At 62.6% G+C, this 19,328-nt stretch carries 19 protein-coding genes; 6 read left to right on the forward strand and 13 right to left on the reverse strand.

The window, feature by feature from the left end; genetic code table 11:
- Nucleotides 1-389: 389 nt before the first annotated feature.
- From ACI3L3_RS03760 to ACI3L3_RS03800, 9 genes are all read right to left on the reverse strand, one after another.
- The gene (locus tag ACI3L3_RS03760) at nt 390-731 is read right to left on the reverse strand and encodes a DVU0772 family protein (protein ID WP_404843757.1); all 342 of its coding nucleotides are present in this window, start codon (nt 729-731) and stop codon (nt 390-392) included.
- Nucleotides 732-1,531: 800 nt separating this feature from the next.
- Complete coding sequence (locus ACI3L3_RS03765) at nt 1,532-1,789, reverse strand: hypothetical protein (protein WP_404843758.1); 258 nt, start codon at nt 1,787-1,789, stop codon at nt 1,532-1,534.
- A gap of 27 nt (nt 1,790-1,816) precedes the next feature.
- The gene (locus ACI3L3_RS03770; protein ID WP_404843759.1) at nt 1,817-2,515 is read right to left on the reverse strand and encodes a DVU0298 family protein; all 699 of its coding nucleotides are present in this window, start codon (nt 2,513-2,515) and stop codon (nt 1,817-1,819) included.
- 12 nt (nt 2,516-2,527) lie between these two features.
- On the reverse strand, nt 2,528-3,154 hold the full coding sequence (locus ACI3L3_RS03775) for a tetratricopeptide repeat protein (RefSeq protein ID WP_404843760.1): 627 nt from the start codon (nt 3,152-3,154) through the stop codon (nt 2,528-2,530).
- Nucleotides 3,155-3,190: 36 nt separating this feature from the next.
- Entirely contained in the window at nt 3,191-3,559 is a 369-nt protein-coding gene (locus ACI3L3_RS03780) for a hypothetical protein (protein WP_404843761.1), read from the reverse strand.
- Nucleotides 3,560-4,426, reverse strand: a complete 867-nt coding sequence (locus tag ACI3L3_RS03785) for a YkgJ family cysteine cluster protein (RefSeq protein WP_404843762.1) — start codon at nt 4,424-4,426, stop codon at nt 3,560-3,562. It abuts the gene before it with no gap.
- A 228-nt stretch (nt 4,427-4,654) separates the two neighbouring features.
- Nucleotides 4,655-4,843, reverse strand: a complete 189-nt coding sequence (locus ACI3L3_RS03790; protein WP_404843763.1) for a ferredoxin — start codon at nt 4,841-4,843, stop codon at nt 4,655-4,657.
- A 218-nt stretch (nt 4,844-5,061) separates the two neighbouring features.
- A complete protein-coding gene (locus ACI3L3_RS03795; protein ID WP_404843764.1) occupies nt 5,062-6,423 on the reverse strand; it encodes a trypsin-like peptidase domain-containing protein in 1,362 nt (453 codons plus the stop codon).
- Between the two features lie 2 nt (nt 6,424-6,425).
- A complete protein-coding gene (locus tag ACI3L3_RS03800; RefSeq protein ID WP_404844115.1) occupies nt 6,426-7,280 on the reverse strand; it encodes a zinc metalloprotease HtpX in 855 nt (284 codons plus the stop codon).
- A gap of 274 nt (nt 7,281-7,554) precedes the next feature.
- On the opposite strand from ACI3L3_RS03800, the gene cobT reads away from it, so the two are divergent.
- A complete protein-coding gene (cobT, locus tag ACI3L3_RS03805; RefSeq protein WP_404843765.1) occupies nt 7,555-8,634 on the forward strand; it encodes a nicotinate-nucleotide--dimethylbenzimidazole phosphoribosyltransferase in 1,080 nt (359 codons plus the stop codon).
- A 270-nt stretch (nt 8,635-8,904) separates the two neighbouring features.
- The gene (locus tag ACI3L3_RS03810) at nt 8,905-9,735 is read left to right on the forward strand and encodes a class I SAM-dependent methyltransferase (protein WP_404843766.1); all 831 of its coding nucleotides are present in this window, start codon (nt 8,905-8,907) and stop codon (nt 9,733-9,735) included.
- Between the two features lie 158 nt (nt 9,736-9,893).
- On the opposite strand, the gene ACI3L3_RS03815 is transcribed toward ACI3L3_RS03810, so the two are convergent.
- Entirely contained in the window at nt 9,894-12,542 is a 2,649-nt protein-coding gene (locus tag ACI3L3_RS03815) for a bacteriohemerythrin (RefSeq protein WP_404843767.1), read from the reverse strand.
- A 156-nt stretch (nt 12,543-12,698) separates the two neighbouring features.
- Between ACI3L3_RS03815 and ACI3L3_RS03820 the strand changes: the two genes are divergently transcribed.
- Entirely contained in the window at nt 12,699-13,172 is a 474-nt protein-coding gene (locus tag ACI3L3_RS03820) for a hypothetical protein (protein ID WP_404843768.1), read from the forward strand.
- A gap of 60 nt (nt 13,173-13,232) precedes the next feature.
- On the opposite strand, the gene ACI3L3_RS03825 is transcribed toward ACI3L3_RS03820, so the two are convergent.
- Entirely contained in the window at nt 13,233-14,417 is a 1,185-nt protein-coding gene (locus tag ACI3L3_RS03825) for an ABC transporter substrate-binding protein (protein ID WP_404843769.1), read from the reverse strand.
- A gap of 240 nt (nt 14,418-14,657) precedes the next feature.
- Here ACI3L3_RS03825 and ACI3L3_RS03830 point away from each other — a divergent pair, with 240 nt between their 5' ends.
- The 3 genes from ACI3L3_RS03830 to hemC all read left to right on the forward strand — a co-directional run bounded on the left by ACI3L3_RS03830 (nt 14,658) and on the right by hemC (nt 16,561).
- Complete coding sequence (locus ACI3L3_RS03830; protein WP_404843770.1) at nt 14,658-15,275, forward strand: D-sedoheptulose 7-phosphate isomerase; 618 nt, start codon at nt 14,658-14,660, stop codon at nt 15,273-15,275.
- 32 nt (nt 15,276-15,307) lie between these two features.
- Entirely contained in the window at nt 15,308-15,544 is a 237-nt protein-coding gene (locus ACI3L3_RS03835; RefSeq protein ID WP_404843771.1) for a zinc ribbon domain-containing protein, read from the forward strand.
- Nucleotides 15,545-15,634: 90 nt separating this feature from the next.
- Nucleotides 15,635-16,561, forward strand: coding sequence for a hydroxymethylbilane synthase (hemC, locus tag ACI3L3_RS03840; RefSeq protein WP_404843772.1), 927 nt, complete (start codon nt 15,635-15,637; stop codon nt 16,559-16,561).
- A 122-nt stretch (nt 16,562-16,683) separates the two neighbouring features.
- On the opposite strand, the gene ACI3L3_RS03845 is transcribed toward hemC, so the two are convergent.
- Nucleotides 16,684-17,814, reverse strand: a complete 1,131-nt coding sequence (locus ACI3L3_RS03845; RefSeq protein WP_404843773.1) for an AI-2E family transporter — start codon at nt 17,812-17,814, stop codon at nt 16,684-16,686.
- Between the two features lie 63 nt (nt 17,815-17,877).
- Complete coding sequence (locus ACI3L3_RS03850) at nt 17,878-19,065, reverse strand: BPL-N domain-containing protein (protein ID WP_404843774.1); 1,188 nt, start codon at nt 19,063-19,065, stop codon at nt 17,878-17,880.
- Between the last annotated feature and the right edge of the window lie 263 nt (nt 19,066-19,328).

Consider the following 19,328-nt stretch of genomic DNA (forward strand, 5'->3'; position numbering starts at 1 on the left):
GCAACATAGGGTGTTGCGGACTTATTCCGGCGATGCACCCAACGCATTTCGTCCAAAACCTCTTGTACAACGAATCCTGTACAACGCAATTCTTTTTCTTGTCGCGTCCATTGCGGACCACAAACCGTTTCGTGACAGACGCGTCACAGCACACCGAAATTCCACCGCACTTCGAAAGTTTTTCGCGCCGTGCGACTTGAATGTGCAATCATGCTCTTACGCCGCCCACAAACCCAAGTAGGCTACTCGACATCGTAGTGCCGCAGTCTGACGAAGTCGCCACCACCGCAATTATTCCACCGGCTCATAAATGCACGCTGGCATATTGTCATAAAAAAAGCGGGGATGGAGTTTACTCCATCCCCGCCTGATTGGCAGTGTGTTGCTGGTTACGAGTACAGCTCGGTTTCCAGCCAGTTGCGAATTTCGCCGTTAAGGGGGTAGACGCCCTTGTTGCCGCCCACCTCGTCCTGGAAGCGCCGCCCCATATCATCAGGAACGATCAAACAGGCGAGGTCTTCTGCGCCTTCGGAGTTGCGCCGGACCAGACAGACCTTGGGCTTGTCCTCCCAGTTGTACACCACGAAATAGTTGGAATAATCGTTCTTGGAACGCACACGGTTTTCGTAGCTGCCACCGTAGCCGGTGTTGCCCCACTCAAGGTACAGCGCAACGGCGTCCGCGGGCTCCATTTCCCAATCTATTTCCAAATCACGAAATCTCTTCAGCATTCCCATGGTGTCCTCCTTTTGGCCATCATCCTGTGGTGCGCCCCTGCGGCGGACCAGGCGAGGACGGCCTCTCTCGCCTTGTGGTGTCAGGCGGCCTTGCGGCCGCCCCGGACGGATATCTCCAGTCGTGTGAATACTTTCGCCTCCCTATGAGGCCCCCCGAATGGGGATGACGGCTTTCGCGTTCTCGTCATGGTTTTAATAGTAATCGTTACCAATAAGAAGTCAACCATTTTTGCCAGCTCCCAACACGAAAAATAACTGCCCCACGCTTGTGCCTGATTTCCCAAGCCTCCTGGGCGCCGTTCGGCCACGAAATCACAAACCACCCTTTTCTGCGCCTAACCAGCAGCCCTCAGACAGGCGCGCTGCCCCTTTCAAAGATGCACACGCGCCGGACTGCACCGACGCCAGCATCCTGCACTCCACGGCAAGACGCAGGCGCCTCTCCTCCTGCGTTATGGAAAGCCCCTTTGCGGTCCATCCTACGGCGCGCAGCATATGCCGCCTAAGGCCCTACACCCGCGCACCATTCACCACCCTGTCCCGGCCTTCCTCCCCTGCCCCGCGCGAGTTCTGCCGTCTCCGGCCCCGCTACGCCGCCACCTTTGCGCTGTGCGCCCCCACGCCCTCCCCGACCACGGCGCATTGTGGCTGCGCTGTTGCGTCCGCCGCCTTCCGGGCCTGCGGTGAAGCACCGTTTTGCCCGCTCCCATACGCCCGGCAAGCGCCCGGCCACGAAAAAAAGCGCCCCCGCAGCAGATGCTGCGGGGGCGCTGGAATGCGTCATATGGACCGGGCTATTTGCCTTCGGCAATGAGGCGCTTGGCGATGTCCAAATCGTACAGAGCAACGGGATTGCGGTCCGGGTGGTCGTACATATCCGCCGCGGCTTTCACCACGTCGATGGGAATCCACTCGTGCTTCTCCCACACCTCGGGCATAGACTTGTGCCACATGCGGAACTCAATATCCCCGGCTTCCGTGGCGCGCACATACATGCGCACGTCGTGGGTCTGCATGCTGGGGTAGTAGTAAAGGCCTCTTTCGTCCTTCACGGGTCTCTCCTTGTCTGCCCCCTGCGGTCAGGAAGCCAGTGCATCAACCGCCTCGCGGGCAACAGCCCCGAGGGTGGTATCCTCCAGCCTGCCATTGCGGAACAGGGTGACGGGCGTGGCGTCTTCGACAAGCGGACGAAGCACGTTGACGCTGTCAGCCGTTCCAACGCGGCCTATGGCCCAGCACGCGGCGGCGCGGGCTGCGGGACTGTCCTCATTCTGCACGGCGGCCTCAAGCTCAGGCAGCGCGTTTTGAACAAGCTGGGGGCGAGCCTGCGCAAGCCGCCCCAATCCCCAATAGACCGCCAGCCGCAGAGGCGGATGATCCATATAATTATCGTCGCCCAGACAGTCCGGGCACTGAACATACGAGGCCAGTTTTGTATGGAACTCTTCGGCAAGACGGGGGTGCCGGGCCATGGTCTCGGCCATGGACTCGGGGATGCCCCATCCGATATTTCCCGACTCCTCGTTCATGTGCCACATAAAGCGGCGCATCACGATGCGGGCGGACTCCATATCCGTGTCAGCCATGCTGGCCACAACAGCCCCAAGGGCCGTTACGGCTCGCCAGCGCACAATTTCGTCCCGGTCGAGCAGCAGGGAGAACAGCGGTCCCACAAGGGGGGTACCTGCCTCGTCCTCCAGTTCCCTGATGCCATCCTGCCAATCGTCACCACGCAGCAGTGTGCGGATGCGCTCCTTTGTCCTACGAAAACCGGCCATGGGAAACCTCCCTTACGCCTGTTCAGCCTCCAGTTCCTTCTTGACCTCTTCGGCCAACTCATACCCGGTCTCTTCGGCCTTGGCGGCGTACTCGCGGGCTTTTTCGATATTGCCGAGCTCCAGCTCCAGCAGGCACAGGTTATTCCATGCCGGGCCGAAGGCCGGGGCCAGCTCAAGGGCTTTATTCAGCGCCTTGCGGGCTTCGTCGTACTGCTTGTCGGTGAGGTAGGCGCTGCCCAGCGTCGCGAGGGCCTGCACATAGTCAGGGTCGCGGTTGATGGCCTTGGTCAGATTCTGAATAGCGGCGTCCACGTCGCCCTGCTGCAGGTAGCAGAAGCCCATGTTGGCAAAGGGCACGGCAAACTGCGGACGGCAGCCCTTGGCAATCTTGTTCATGTTCAGGCAGCCGTCGATGTCGCCGCGCTGCAGGTAGATGCCACCAAGCTGGACGTAGGCTTCGGCCATGCGGGGGGAGTTGTCCACTGCTTCGCGGAAGGACTTTTCGGCTTCCTGCCACATGCGCTTATGCAGGTAGGCCACACCCAGATTGTAATGGTGGCTGGCACACTGCGGGTTCGTCGCGATCTGCTGGGAAAGCTCGGCAATATACTCGTCAACGTTTCTGGCTTGAGTGCTCATGTTGCGTCCTTGGTCTTCCAGGCCCAAAGGCCCGGATTATTCATGTTCCCAATTCATCTCACCCTTGCCCTCGCGGCGCAAGAGGTCGGAATACCACACACAAAAGTCATACATAGCGCGATAGCGCTCGTCCTTATTGACGATGCCCATGGCCACTTCCAGCGCACCACGGCTGTAGCCCGCACCAACTTTCTGATACTGGCCCTGCTCGCGCAGGAACTGCTTGACGAGAACTTCGATGGTGCGATTGGTGTCGTCCCGGCGCATGTCCATGGGGTCGAAGGGCTTCTGGAACGGGTTCCATTTGTCGTAGCCCATACGGTCGATGAACTTGCGCCGCCGTGGCGACATCTTCTCATACATGAAGCGCTTCTGCTCTTCCTGATCGGGGGTCAGCTTGTCCATTTACTTCTTCTCCCCGCCAATCTCCCAAACGGTGCCACCGCCGCAGGTATCGCAGGCGCTGGAGCCGGGGGCTTCGCCGCAGCTATCGCAGGAGGGTGCCCCCTCAAAAGCTGCTGAAGCGGCAGAGCCGGGGGCGGCGGGCTGTTCGGCAGGCTGTTCAGTCGGCTGCTCGGGAGATGCGGGGGCCGCACACGGGGCGCACTCGGCCTTGGCCTTTTCATCCTGCGCGCCAAGGAACTCGGCATCGTAGGTGTTCATGAGGGCCATGGACAGCGGCACCAGCATGTCGGAGAGCTGGGCATAGGACGTGTTGATGGACTCGGCCAGTTCTCTGGAAAGCTCCATCAGGCGGTCCTGAATTTTTTCCACCTTCACGGTGGGGTACTGCTTGCCGCCCTCGAACCCGGTCTTGGCGCAGGTATGCGCGCGGCCGCCAATGGCGGTGGGGATGCCGTACAGGCGGCAGGTGATGGGACGGAAGTCGTACAGGTCGCACTTGTCCTCATCATTGAGCAGCGCGCAGCGCACGCGGGACTTGGAGACCATCTCCATGATTTCGGAGGCCAGCGCGCCATCGCGGGAGGCCTTGAACGCCTCGCGCTTCACGCGGTAGGTCTGGCGGTCGGCCTCGTCGGCGCGGTCGAGGATGTCGCTGCGCTGTTGGCCTTCGAAACGCTCGTTGAACTTCGTGTTGAGGTACACGGCCTCCACAAGGCTCAGATCAAAGAGCGCGTGGCAACAGTCACTACACCCGACGCTGCAGGTTACGCAGTCGCCATGTTCGGCCTTCACTTTCTCAAAGACCGCATCCACTTCGGCGACAATCGCCTCGTACTTCTCAAAAATTTCGCTGAAATCCAGATTCATGGTCTACTCCACCCTGATCCCGGACCCAGGCAGGTCCGGACGCTTTCGTTTGGTTCAATACCCCGAAAGCTAATGTCTTCACACGAATTGTCGAGAGGGGGCGCGAAAAAAAGCGCGTGTCCAGCGGGGGGCCGGAGTCCGTTACCCCTTTGGTATAACAAAGGGAGCGGCACTATCCGGCACCGCTCCCTTTCAAAAACGTCTGTCTCGAATCGAGAAAAGAGTGGACTACTCTTCCTCGACCGTGATGGCGTCCTGCTCACAGACTTCGATACAGGATTCGCAACCGAGGCATTCTTCCTCGTTCACGGGCACGGCCTTGCCGTCCTGCATTTCGTATACCTCAACAGGGCACACGTCGACGCATTCGCCATCACCAACACACTTGTCATTGTCCACGATAACTTTGTAACCCATCGTATACCTCCGATTTGATTTTCTTTCCCGTTGCCGGAAAAAGATGCTTCCTCCCAGCGCGTCCCGGGGGACGCTGCAATGCCCTGACCGAGTGCGGTCACGGCATCCAGGGACAACCGAATATCTCCTGCCTACCCGGGTGTCAAGACCAAGAAGCGTTCCAGCCTTGCTCCTGGGCGCATTTTCCGCGTCAAATGCACACGCAGTGCCCTGTATTCCTAAATCCTGAGGCGGACGTAGTAGCCCCGCTCACCCCGGCGGACAAGCAGCAGCAATGCGTTCTGCATACGGTACCGCATAAAGGCGTGTACAAAGTCCGACATGCGGCCAAGGCGCATTCCGCCCACCTTCACCAGCCCGTCGCCGGCGCGCAGGCCCAGCTTCTCCGCCGGACTGCCGCCGCGCACACGCACCACGGCAAGCGCCCCGCCGCTTTCGCGCACCTCCACGCCCCAGCGCGCCCACGCCATGGCCCGCGCACGCTCGGCAGGGAAGGCGCGGACACTCAGCGTCACCTCGCCCGTGCGGCCCTGACGCAGTATGGTCAAGGTCACATCCTCGCCGCGCGTGTAGTTGCGCAGGTATTCGAGATAACGTTCTTTGTCCTGCACGGGGTTGCCGTCAAAGCTCAGGACAAGGTCGCCCGGACGCAGACCCGCCTCCTTGGCGGGGGTATCGTCAAAGATTTCCGTCACCAGCAGGCCCTTTACGGCGTCCAGACCAAAGTAGCTGGCCGTGGGCTGGTCCACGCTCTGGCCGCTCAGGCCCAGCCATACAGGCTGCACCGTACCAACGCTGACCAGCTCGTCCACAACGCGGCGGGCCTTGTCGATGGGAATGGCAAAGCCAATACCCTCGGCATTGGCCTGAATGGCGGTGTTCACGCCGATAAGCTCGCCGTAGATATTGAGGAGCGGGCCGCCGGAGTTGCCGGGATTGATGGCCGCGTCGGTTTGGATAAAGTCCGTGTACGCGCCGTGCTCCGTGCGCACGGTGCGGTTCAGGGCGGAAATGACGCCCGTGGTCACAGTGTGCGAAAACCCAAAAGGGTTGCCAATGGCAATAACGGTCTCGCCCATGAGCAGGTTATCCGAATCGCCAAGGTGCACCTGCGGCAAATCGCCCGAGGCATCAAGACGCAGCACCGCAAGGTCAAAGTCCGGGTCGGAGCCGACCAGCTCGGCATCGAAGACGCGGCCGTCCAGCAGCCGGGCCTTGATTTCCGTGGCTCCCATAATGACATGGGCATTGGTGAGCACCAGCCCGGCGTGGCCATCGATGATAACGCCCGACCCAAGACTCTGCCGGGTGAACCGCTGCTTCCCGCGGGAGCCGAAAAACTCCCGCAGCATGGGATTCATGAGCTGGTCGTTGAACAGCCCGCCAAAGGGGTTCACGTCGCGCTCCACCACCTTGGCGGTGGTGATGTTCACAACGGCGGGAGACACGGCCTGCACTGCGCGGACCACAGGCGTCATGCGCAGGGTGTCGTCCTTCGCGCCGGCGGCGGCAGGGGCCGCAGCCAGCGCCACCAGACACAGCACACAGGCCGCAAATCGCGTCATTGCCGCACGGCCCATGCCTAGCGTCCTCCCGCCATGGCCCGCAGGCGGCTGACACGTTCCTCAACGGGCGGATGGGTGCTGAACCACTGCATCACCTGCTGCCCCGTGAAGGGATTGACGATGAACATATGCGCCGTGGCGGGATTGCCATCCTGCATGGGCGCGCGCTGGCTCCATGCCGTCAGCTTCTCCAGCGCGGACGCCAGATGCTGCGGCGTGCCGGAAAGCTGCGCCCCGGTCTGGTCGGCGAGGTACTCGCGCGAGCGGGAAATGGCCATCTGGATGAGCATGGCGGCGATGGGCGCGATAATGGCCAGCCCAATGGCCGCAATGGGGTTGCCGCCGTCTTCCTCGTCACTGCCGCCAAAGCCAAAGAGCGCCGCCCACTTGATCATGCTGGCAACATACATAATAACGCCGGCAAGGGTGGCGGCCACACTCTGGATAAGAATGTCGCGGTTTTTAATGTGGCCCATCTCATGGGCCAAAACGCCTTTGAGTTCCTCGGGCGACAGCAGACGCATAATGCCCTCGGTCACCGCGACCACCGCATGTTCCGGGCCACGGCCCGTGGCAAAGGCGTTGGGGGCCTCCTGCGGAATGATGGCGATGCGGGGCTTAGGCAGCCCGGCGTTACGGGCAAGGTCCTCCACCATGGTATGCAGGCCCGGCGCGTCTGCGGGCGACAATTCCCGCGCGCCGTACATGGACAGGACGATGCGGTCCGAGTACCAGTAACTGCCAACGTTCATGAGAAGTGCCAGAACAAAGGCGACATACAGGCCTCCACGGCCACCCATCGCGCCGCCCAGCAGCAGGATGAGGCCCGTGAGCAGGCCCAGCAAAAGGGCCGTCTTGAGCTGACTGGTCATCTGATTCATACTCCTTGGGATAATCCGGAATGGACCGGGTGTGTCTGACGCCCTCGCGCTCCCGTGGACGGCCCTGCCGTCCCGCGCTACTGCGCTGCGGAGCGCGCCGGGTTCCCCCGGCCAGCGTATCAGTCACACTATACATTCACTCCGGGCTGTCAATGCCGCCCAGCCGACGGTTTTTTGCATTACCGAACGGACGCATGTATGCAGTGCCCCGCGCCGTTCCACATTGCCACGTCACACGGCAACAGCCCTTTTTCAGGAGATACGCATGCCTTCACGTCTTGACGCCCTCATACGCGGCGTCCGCCCCGTGGACTGGGCGCTTGAGCCACACGCCCGCCGTCATTTGGACTCCCTGACCAAACCGCCGGGGAGCCTTGGCCGGTTGGAGGACCTTGCCGCGCAGATGTACTGCATTCAGGGCGGCGCGCCGCAGATGGACCCGGCGCGTATCTACACCATCGGCGGCGACCACGGCGTGCATGCCGAGGGCGTCAGCCCATCGGTGCAGGCGGTGACGCGGCAGATGATGGCCAATTTCCTGTCCGGTGGCGGCGGCATCAATGCCCTGACGGACGTGTACGGCATCGACTTCAAGGCCGTGGACGCGGGCTGCCTTGGCGGTCCCTTCCCCGAGCACCCACGCCTCATCCAACGCAAAATTGCCGAAGGCACGGACAACCTCGCCGCAGGTCCGGCCATGAGCCGGGAGAACTGCATCCGCGCCATTCTGCTGGGCGCGGACCTTGCCGCCGAAGCGCGCGCCGAGGGCTACCGCACCCTTGGCACCGGAGAGATGGGCGTTGCCAACACCACCCCCTCCACCGCGCTGTACTGCGCCTTTTTCGGCATGGACCCGGAGGAGCTGACCGGACCGGGCGCGGGGCTTTGCCAAGACGCCGCAGCCCGCAAGGCTGCCGTCATCCGTACGGCGCTGACCCTGCACGCGCCCACCATTGCCGCAGGGCAGCCGCTGGATATTCTGGCGGCCCTTGGCGGCTACGAAATCGCCGCCCTTGCCGGGCTTATCATCGGCGGCGCAGCGCAACGTCTGGTACTGGTGGTGGACGGCTTTATCTCCTCGGCGGCGTATGTGGCGGCGTGGAAAATGTGCCCCGCCGTTGCGGGCTACTGCGTGTTCAGCCACGCCTCAGCCGAACCGGGGCACAGCAAGGCAATGCAGGCCATGCAGGCCAGCCCGCTGCTGGACCTTGGCATGCGCCTTGGCGAGGGCACGGGCGCGGCAGTGGCTATGAGCCTGCTGCGCGGCGCGGCCCACGCCTACAACGCCATGGCAACCTTTGACGATGCCGGCGTCACCGAGGTGGAAGACCCCTTCGCCTCCTAGAACCACGCCGAAACCACACCATACACAGCCAGCCCGAACCGAAGCGGCGCCCTGCACTCCAACACGGCCCGCCGGACAGGCGCGGGGCGGTTTTTGGCAGGCGCGCCGCAGAGGGACCACCCTTTTGCGGCAGGCGCGCCCCGGCCACGAACGCCACGCGCCCTCTGCGCAGGAGCGGCACCCCGGCGCGCCCAAGGCATAGCCCTTTACGCCCAAGGCGTGCTATATCCTTTGCATAACTCCTGAAAACCATTTGCATGGGAGGCATGCATGGCTCTGCCTTGGTGGGCCAAAATGGGCGCAAAGCTCCTGCTGACCCGGCTGAACATCCCCTACGGATTCTGGCGGCGCATGGGCCTTTTTCGCCACGGCGCCATGGACGACCCCGTCCACGCCCAGCAGGTGTTTGCCACCCATTTCGCGGCGTACGAGTCCCCGGCCCCGGATTTCACCTGCCTTGAGCTTGGCTGCGGCGACGCCCTGTCCACCGCACTGCTGGCCCGGCGCGCCGGAGCGGGGCGGACCATCCTTGTGGATGCCGGAGACTTTGCCGCAACGGACGCGGACACCTACGCCGCCCTCGCCGCCGCCCTTGGCGATGCGAAAGCCCACACGCCCCCTGCCAGCCGGGACGACTACCTGCGCGCCAACGCCGCCGTCTACCTGACCGAGGGCCTCGCCTCCCTGCGCGAACTCCCGGACAAGTGCGCAGACTTTGTCTTTTCCAACGCCGTGCTGGAGCACATCCGCCGTGATGAGTTTACGGACACCATGCGCGAACTGCGGCGCATCCAGCGCCCCGGCGGCGTGGGCTCGCATCAGGTGGACTTCCGCGACCACCTTGGCGGGGGCCGCAACAACCTGCGCTTTGGCGACGCCTTCTGGGAGCGTCCCGGAGTCGCCACGGCCGGATTTTACACCAACCGCATCGCGCCCTCGGAAATGCTAAAGCTCTTTGACGCCTGCGGCTTTGCCGTCACGGTCCGCAGCACCAGCCACCACGACGGCCCGCCCCTGCCCCGGCGCGCCCTGCACCCGCAGTTCGAGCATGTGTCAGACGACGACCTGCGCATTGCCGGGTACCACGTGGTTTTACGCTAACGGCAAAACACAAGCCGCCCCATCCGGAGCGGCTTCATCATGCCCGCAGCACCTTAGAACGCCCGCATCACGCCTCTACTCGGCCCGGCGGCCCATCCACAAAATCATTTCCACCACCGCAGAACGCGCCCTGCGCGCCCGGCACACGCCTCGCGGCTTCAGTCGCCCTCACCTGTGCCCTCGCCCTCCTCGTGGCGGCGCAGGAAGGAGCCATACTTGCGGTCGTCCAACAGGATGTGGTTCACAATCCAGTCCTTCACCAATTCCATGAACTCGACGTCCAGCGCGAATTCACCTCTCCGGTACCGTTCAAGGGACGATTCCACTTCATCCACAAGCCGCTTGTGTCTCCGGCGATGCTCCTCAAGATCCGGATAGCCGTGGCGCTCCATCAGGACTTCTTCCTCCTCAAAGTGCGCGCGGGAATACGCAAGCAGGAAAGCTATGAACTCCTCAAGATGCTCACGCTTTTCCCCGGTGTTCAGGGCCAGATACACGCGGTCCGCGGCAAGGAGCATCTCCTTGTGCTGGGCGTCCATGGAGGCGACGCCCGTTTCGTACTCATCCCGCCAGCGGAAGATGGATACGCCCACAAGCTCCGGACTGACCATGAGCCGCATGCGCCGCTCGTAGGTTTCAAAGAGCTTCCAGCGGATGATGGGCACGTCCAAAATCTCATCATGCCGGATACGGAACAGTTGCGCCGTGGTCTTGACCCGCAGGCCATGGACACAAGGCGTACTGAACAAAACACACCCCTCGCCGAAAAAGTCCCCACTGCGCAGCACCTCAAGGACGCTGTCGCCGATGAGCACTTCCACCTCGCCCTCACTCACCACGTACAGCGACCGGTCGCCGTCCAGCCCCACCTGCAGCTCCGCCCCGGCCTCGTAGCGCTCCGTAGCCATGCTGTTGGCTATGATATTCTGCACGGGATAGGACAGGGACTCGCCAAACAGCCAGCTCTTCTGCAAAAAGTCCCGCCTGTCCTGTAGGCGTTCAATGTCATGATACAGCCCGCCACGCCGGACGAATTCCAAATACAGCGCGCTGGGAATCCGCAGGGCATAGACAAAGTTCATCGCCCGGAAGGTCTCCTGCACCGGTGCGCGCACCATGCCCGCAATCTCGCCCACCAGGCCGCCCGCGGACAACACGTTGCGCACCTCGCCCACGGTATCAATCATCTCCACCGCGCCCGTCAGCACGAGGTAGATGGCCGAAGGCACCGTACCTTTGCGCAGGAGGATGGTCTCCGGGTTGAAGGTGACCACCTCGTTATTGAGCAGCATCTTGATTTGATGGCGGGGAATGGTAGGGAAGTAGGTTTGCAAATAATAAAAGGCGTACATCTTCACATAATCCTGCTCGCCATGGATGAGCACATCCACCATGCCAAAGGGCGCGCCGGAGCCAATTTCCTTCTCGCGCCCCGTGAGATCACGCGAAACGTGGGCCAACACCAGCTTCTGCGAAGTATCCTCCGCAAAGTCCTCGGCATTGCCATGGATAAGCCCGCCGCCGATGTCCAGCTTCTTGAGGTTGGCAAAGGTCAGGTAGTCCTCACGCACGGATTGCAGCATCTTGGCGGACACGCCCGGAGCGCTGTCATCTTCGGTGACCATATCCTCTAGGACCTTCAGGCTGACGATATCCGCAAAGTGCGCGTAGCTCTTGTAGCCCCGGCCATCCAGCGCGCGCAGCAGCAGGACCGTGGTCTCCACCGGGTGCGGTGAAAACACGGGGCGCACCTCCAGCCCCGCAATGTCGTTCCACTCGCCCTCGGCAAGGTCGTGCGGGTCGAAGTAGCGGTCAAAGTCCGACAAATCCCGGTCCACCAGCGCCGCCAGCTTCCGCGCCACAGACTCGCGCACATGGGGCACGGCGTAATATTTGATGCGGTGGTCGCTGCGCATGAGTGTCGCCAGCCCGCAGAAGTGGTCGTCATGGGCGTGGGTGTGGAAGATGCCCTCCACCTCATTGACGCCAATGCCCAGGGCCGTGAGGCTGTGCAGGATATTCGGCCCCGCGTCGATGAGGTACACCCGCCCCTGAAACATCACAATGGACGCCATGGCCGGGCGGTTCACATCCCACCCGTCGCCGCACCCCGAGTGCACCACGGCGAAGTATTCCCGCCGCACATCATTGAAGCCCAGCGGGTACGGCGCGTCGTAGCCGGAGCTGCCCTGAGGCAGATTCAGGTCCACGGTGACGGAGCTGGAATCGTATTCGATTTCAAATACATTGAGGCGCAGGCGGCGGACGGTGACGCCGCCGCGAATCTCCGCCGGGGCATTGCCAAGGATGCGACTTTCCAACAATTCACTGGGATGGCGGATGCGTCCAAAGGCAAAGCGCAGCTTCATGCGCATAAGCTCTTCGGCGCGCTTTTGCGGCACCCCGGCGGCGCGCAGTTCCTGCGCGCTCAGCAGGCCATAGTTGCCGCGGTGGATATAATTCATCTGGGCGCGCACCTGCGGCTCCGCACCAACAAGCAGCGGGCGCTCGCCGGTGTTGCCGGGGTGGCCGGGAATCAGCATCCCCTGCCGGTACAGCATCTGCAGAACAGGAAATTCCGCAAGGTTGGAAAACGCGCCGCTCTGCACCAGCACGTCAGACAGCAAAATGGCGTTGGGACCGGACTCAAACACCACGCCGTCGCGGTGGCGGGACTGGATGAATCCACGCTTCATCAGGTGCTTCACCACATCCGCCGGGCACCCGCAGAGCAGGCGGAGGTTGGCGTCTGGCACCTCCACCCAGTACACCCCCTTGATGACCTGTATCCGCTCAATCTTGGACATGGCACCCCCAGCTTATGGCTGCTCCACCGTCTTGTACTATTCCACATACCGGGGACAAATGTCCAAATTTTCGATGCCCCCCGCCTCCCTTCCTAAAGATTGAGCGCCCATGGTCGATTGAAGAAGTATTACGCGTATCATCTTCTGGAGAACATCATGAGTACAGCACTCCACGCACTTGCCGGAAACCCGGTATTTGCAGCCAAACTCCCCCATCCCGACGACGCCACTTCTGACGCCGCCAATGCCGCACCGGGCGCTGCCCAGTCCGGCGATTCCGTGAGCCTTTCCCAGCAGGGCAAAGACCTCGCCAAGGGCGGAAACGCCGCCGCCATCCCCGCAGGCGGGGCCTTCGCCAAGACAGCGGAAACCGAAGACACAGAGGAAACCGCCTCGGAACGGCTCATCAGGTCCATCAGAAAGCAGATAGAGCAGGTCAAAAAGGAAATTGAAGAGCTGAAGGAAAAGGAAATGGACCCGGCCATGAAGCGCCGCCTGCTGGCGATGAAGCAGTCCGAGCTGGCCACCCTGCAGGCTCAACTTCAGGAAGCCATCAAGAATCAGGGCGGCGGCAGCGCCTCCGCACCCAGCATCGGCCCCGACTTCGTCACCTCCGGCTCGCTCACCTAGCCCAGCCTGTCACCACACGCCAAAGCGCCCCGAACCACTCCGGTCCGGGGCGCTTTGGCGTTAGTGGCCCTTGCGGACTATATCTTCCGGGCACGCCTCCTCCACAAAGGCGAACTCGCCATTCTCGTTCACACGCGCCACGTTTATGCACTTGATAGGATCGCCCTGTGCATTGAAGTGCATGGTCCCGGTCACGCCGCGAAAGTTGCGTATGCCTGCCAGCGCCTCGCGCACGGCAAGACGATTGGAGGCAAGGTCGCCGCCTACCGCGTCCAATTCGCCAAGAGCGCGCACCACAAGGTGCACCGCATCCCACGTCAGCGCCGCCACCGTGTCCGGTGCGTAGCCGTACGCCACCGTAAACCGGTCCACAAAGGCGTGCGTTCTGCCATTGCCCGCTGTGCCAATATAGTTGGTGGTAAAATACAAATTCAAGCACGGCTCGCCGCACAGCTTCACGAAGTCCACGGCATCCCACGCATCGGACCCCATGATTATGCTCTTAAGACCCATTTCTTTCGCCTGCCGGATAATGCGCGCGGCCTGATTGTAGTTGTTCGGAATGTACAACATATCCGGCCCGGCGGCGAGAACCCGCCGGAGCAGCGCCGTGTAGTCCCGCACCATGGGCGGATGCGGCTCAAAGGCGACAACCTCGCCATCCGGCACCACCGATTCCCAGCGCGTGCGGAATATCTCGGCCATGCCTATGGAATGGTCGTTGCTGGAGTCGAAAATGATCCCCACAGTCCGCGCGCCAAAGGTCCGGCTGGCAAAGTCCACGGCCACTTTGCCCTGCATGTCGTCCACGAACGATATCCGGAAAACCCACGGACGGTTTCGTGTTGTGCTGGGATGAGAAGACCACGGAGACACCATGGGCGTTGCCCGGGCATTACAGGTCCCGCCCACGGGCACCGCCAACTTGGAGGAGTTCGGCCCGATTATCGCCAGCACATCGCTGCGGCTGCACAGCTTCTGGGCCACGGCAACGCCCTGCTCCACCACGGAGCCGTTGTCGCGGTACGCAAATTTCAGCTCGTACTTTTCGCCGCCAATGTCCACCCCGCCCCGGCTGTTCACCTCGCGCCGGGCCAGCTCCGCCGCATTGCGCGAAGACTGCCCAACGCCCGCAATATCGCCGGACATCGACAGGTTGAACCCTATGGTAATGGTCTGCTTCGCCTGCGCTGGCCCCGGCGCAATGCACAGCGCCACAGCCAAGGCGGCAATCCAGCGTCTCATGAGCGCCTCCCGGATACGACTTCACCCCGCACCGCTGCGCGCGGGAAGGCTTTCTTCACATGCTTCTACCGTAGCAAACCCCCGCACAAATGCACAGCGCCTGCCGCACTCCATCCGCAGCGCCCATGGACACAGGGGTTGCCATCGGCGCGAGGGTGGTTATTGTCAGGTGCCCGGAAATGGGATAGCTCACACTCTCCATGTCCGGATAAAACGGATAAGCCCACACAAGGACATTACATGGCCGACGACGCACGATCCATAGTACAGGAACACGCCGCATCCGGCGTGACGCTCCGTGAGGAATACTTCCGCGACCACACCGACGATGTTGTGGACGTGGCCCGGCGCATCGCCGTGTGCATGGCGCGCGGCGGCAAGCTGCTTCTTGCCGGCAATGGCGGCTCCGCGGCCGACGCCCAGCACGTTGCCGCCGAGTTCGTGAACCGCTTCCTCATGGAACGCCCGCCCCTGCCCGCCATTGCCCTAACCACGGATACCTCCGCCATCACGGCCATTGGCAACGACTATGGCTTTGACCAAGTTTTTGAAAAACAGGTGCAGGCCCTTGGGGCAAGCGGCGACATGCTGCTGGCTATCTCCACCTCCGGCAACAGCGCCAACCTCGTACGCGCGCTGAAGGCCGCGCGGGACAAAGGCCTGACCACCATCGGCCTCACCGCCGGAGAAGGCGGCGAAATGGCCCGCCACTGCGACCATCTGCTTGCCGTCCAGCACACGCATACTCCCCTCATTCAGGAAGTTCACCTTGCCATTGAGCACCTGCTGTGCCAGCTGGTGGACCACTACCTCTTTGAAGCGGTGGTGGAATTGACGCCCTATCTGGATGAGGACTAACATCTTCGAGTCCGAAACCCCGGGAGGTTCCCATGCCCATCCATGAATTCCGCTGCGAAAAATGCGGCAACGAGTTCGAGGAGCTTGTCATCGGCTCCACCACGCAGGTCAAATGCCCGTCCTGCGGCTCCGAGAAGACGGAAAAACTCCTCAGCTGCTGCCAGTTCAAATCCGCTGGCGGCGGGGACAGCCTTGGCACCGCGTCCAGCTCGTCCTCCAGCGGCTGCGCCGGATGCTCCGGCGGCAGCTGTTCGTCCTGCGGCCACTGAGCACCACCGGCCAGCACGTCTCGTTAACCGGGAGCGCCCAACACGGACCCTCCCGGTTTGTCGTACCTTCAACCCCACGCACGAGTCTGTATGAAACGCATCACCATAGCCACCCGCGGCAGCAAGCTTGCCCTCTGGCAGGCCGAGCACATCAAATCCCGTTTGCAGCACCAGTACCCCGGGCTTGAGGTAGACCTGCTCTCCATCAAGACCAAGGGCGACAAAATTCTGGACGTTCCGCTGGCCAAGGTCGGCGGCAAGGGCCTCTTCGTGAAGGAAATCGAAGAAGCCCTGCTGGATGGACGCGCGGACATCGCCGTCCACAGCATGAAGGACGTCCCCACCGTGCTCCCCGAAGGCCTCATCGTCGGCGTGAATCCCGAGCGCGAGGACAACACCGACACCCTCCTCTCCGTCCACTACGACGGACTGGACGCCCTGCCCCAGGGCGCCAAGGTCGGCACCAGTTCCCTGCGCCGCCGGTCCCAGATTCTGGCCCTGCGCCCGGACCTGAACGTTCTGGACCTGCGCGGCAACGTGGGCACCCGCCTGCGCAAGATGGAAGAAGGCCAGTACGACGCCATTATCATGGCCACCGCCGGCATCATCCGCCTTGGCCTCTCCGCGCCCAAGATGACCCGCCTTGGCCCGCCGGAATTCCTGCCGGCCGTGGCGCAGGGCGCCCTTGGCATTGAATACGCCGAGGATGGCCCCATGGGCGAAATGCTCGCCTTCCTGAACGATCCCGTCTCCCGTGTGACCGTGCAGGCCGAGCGCGGCTTCCTCACCGGCCTTGATGGCGGCTGTCAGGTGCCCATCGCCTCCAACGCCGTGTTGGAGGACGACACCATCCATCTGACAGGCCTTGTCTGCGATGTGGACGGCACCTCCCCCATCCGCCGCGAAGCCAGCGGCCACGCCGTGGACGCCTTTGAGCTGGGCCTTGACCTGGCGCAGGAAGTTCTGGACGCAGGCGGCAAAGCCATCCTCGACAGGCTCTACTGCGAGCAGCAGTAAGCCCGCCCCTTTTGCCCCAACGCAAACAGGCCGGTGCACCACGGTGCACCGGCCTGTTTTTTTTTTGCAAAACGTCTCGCTGACAGTCGAAAGCGCGTCAGCCGCTCCCTCTGGCCCGCGCGTCAGCCCTCCGCCTCATCCGGCGGCGTGGCCGCCACGCTCACATGGTTCACATACCGCTGCCAATAAGCCCACAGCAGGCACGTGGCGGGCAGCGCAATCAGCAGCCCCAGCATGCCAAGCAGCTTGCCCCATATGGACAGCGCCAGCAGAATGATGGCCGGGGACAGTCCCGTCACCTTGCCCATAATGCGCGGGATGAGCACCCCGTCCTGCAGCACCTGCACCACGGCAAATACCGCCGTAATCAGCGCCAGCACCAGCCAAACGTTGGTCCCCGTCTCCAGCGCGTGCACAACGCCCAGGGCAAAGGCGGGGATAAAGCCCACAATTTGCAGATAGGGCACCATGTTCAGCAGGCCGATAAACAGGCCCAGCAGCACCCCAAGGGGCAGACCGATAAGGGCAAAGCCAATGGCGAAGAGAACGCCCACAATGGACGCCACAGCGGCCTGCGCGCGGAAGTAGCGGCTCATGGCGCCGTTGAACTCCGCGGCAAACTCCACCACGGCCTCCCGCCGTCCGGGCGGAATGATGCTGGTCCAGCCATCGCGCACGCGGCGGTAGTCGAGGAGCAAAAACACCAAGTACAGCAGAATGATAAACGCACCGGCCACGGCCAGCACCGCGCTGGCCGCCCCCTGCATCAGCCCCCACACGCCGGGAACAATGCGCGCGATGGCGTTCTTGGCAAAGGCCAACACGTCCGGCGAGGTCAAAAATTGCTGGATGTCCTTTTGCCCAAGGGCGTCCTTGATCATGCCCCACACTTCGGGGGGCAGACTCTGCAGGGCCTTGCGGTCAAACTCCGACCCGTCGGCAATGCGCGAGGCCAGCGTCGCCATATGACGCAGTTCGGTGCCAATCATAGGCGCAACCAGCCACACCGCCAGCCACAAAGTGGCCCCCACAAGGACCAAACTGCCCAGCACTGCCGCCAGACGGTTGCCCACCCGGCGCTCCACGGCCTCGGTGAGCGGATTGATGAGGTAGGCCAGCAGCAGGGCCACGGCAAAGGGAATGAGCACGTCGGACAGGTAATTCAGCAGCCATATAAGGGCCGCCAGAAACACCGCCGACAGCGCCAGCCGGACCACGCGGTCAAAGGTATAGGGACGTTCGTTACTGAGCACTGGGGCCTCCCATTTGCGGCCCGGAACGGGCGCAGTCTGCAATCAGGGCGCGGCGTGCGCGCATCAGGACGGTCCGTAACGCAGGGTCAGCCACAGCACCTTGTCCAGCACGCGCACCAGCTTGGCGTACATGCCGCCGTAGTTCATATGCTGGCCGAACAAGGCAATGCGCTGCTCGCGCAGGCTATCGCTGGGAATATCCCCCGACGACTCGGGCACGGACATGGCCAGCCGCTCGGCCAACAGGTATCCGGCAAGGCCATGGCGGAAGTGGTCCATGTCCTCAAGGAACTTGTCGCACGAGGCCTTCCAGTACTCGGCGGCCTCCTTGGTGGGCGTCAGGTTCTGGGCCTGACAGGCCATGGAGTACAGGAAGTTGATGTACCCGCCGGGGATGCCGCGCCGCCAGCCAAGCAGCCACGAGTTGCGGCGGAAGAGCAGCAGATGGTCCATACCAAGGGCGATGATGTCCTCAAGGGCGGCCTTCACCGCCGCAAGGGCCTCGCCGCCGTCCTCGTCGGGCCAGCGCCGGGGCAGACGCTCCAGATTCCACGCAGGCAAAACGGACAGCACGCCGCCCGCAGGTTCCTCGCCGGTCATGGTGTACAAAATGTGCGACAGCCAATGGTTGGCGTCCACGGAGGCTGGCGTTTCAAGGTGCGCGTAGGACAGCATGTAGCGCCCCTGCCCGAACTTGCCCTCGATGATGCAGGGCTGGTCGGTCATGAACTCCGGCCAGATGCGGATGCCGTATTGCGACTCAAGGTCCGACAGCGGCTGCTTGGGCACGTTCTCAAGCGGCAAGTCCGCCACCCAAAAATCCGGCCCCGGCGTGCTGTAGGACGCCAGCACCGTGATGTCCTCGTGGGGCTGATACTCAAAGCGGGCGGGCCACCACACCGGAATCAACGGCTGCTCGGGAAGCCTGCCGGGTACAAGGTCGCTGGACGCCTCCACATTGGTGAACATATGCCCGCTGCACGCGTGCTGCAGGCGGTCCGTAAAGGCGCGGCGCTTCCACGGGCACAGCCCCAGGCCGTACGGCCCGCTCAGGGCCAGCCCGGTGCCGCCGCAAAAGCCCAGATAATTGCCGCCGTGGCGCACATAGCGGCGCACTTCGCTGACGCCCTGCTCGCCCAGCAGGTCGTACTTGGCCCGCGCCCAGCCGCCGGGGACCAGCAGCAGTTTCGGCGGGTCGGTGGAAAGTATGCCGTCGGCTATTTCGTCGCCTCGTACAAGACGGTAAGGCAAACCCCAGGATTTAATGGCTCTCCAGGCCAGAAGGCCCCACAAGTGCGATTCGTCCCAGTATATGTAGATGCTTGACATTGTGCGTATGCTCATTAGGCTGTGTTGCCGCGCCACTCCGCAGGCAGCCTGTCCCTGCGGAGCTTTCCCTGCTCAAGGCGGTGCAGAGGCACCGCATTCATATGGCCGTCCCCCATCCGTCACGTGGCGGCCATGGCCGGGCGCGCGTCTTGGACAGGGTTGAATTTACGGAAAATACGTCAAGA

The organism is Desulfobaculum sp. SPO524, assembly GCF_044987625.1.
Classification (GTDB): domain Bacteria; phylum Desulfobacterota; class Desulfovibrionia; order Desulfovibrionales; family Desulfovibrionaceae; genus Desulfobaculum.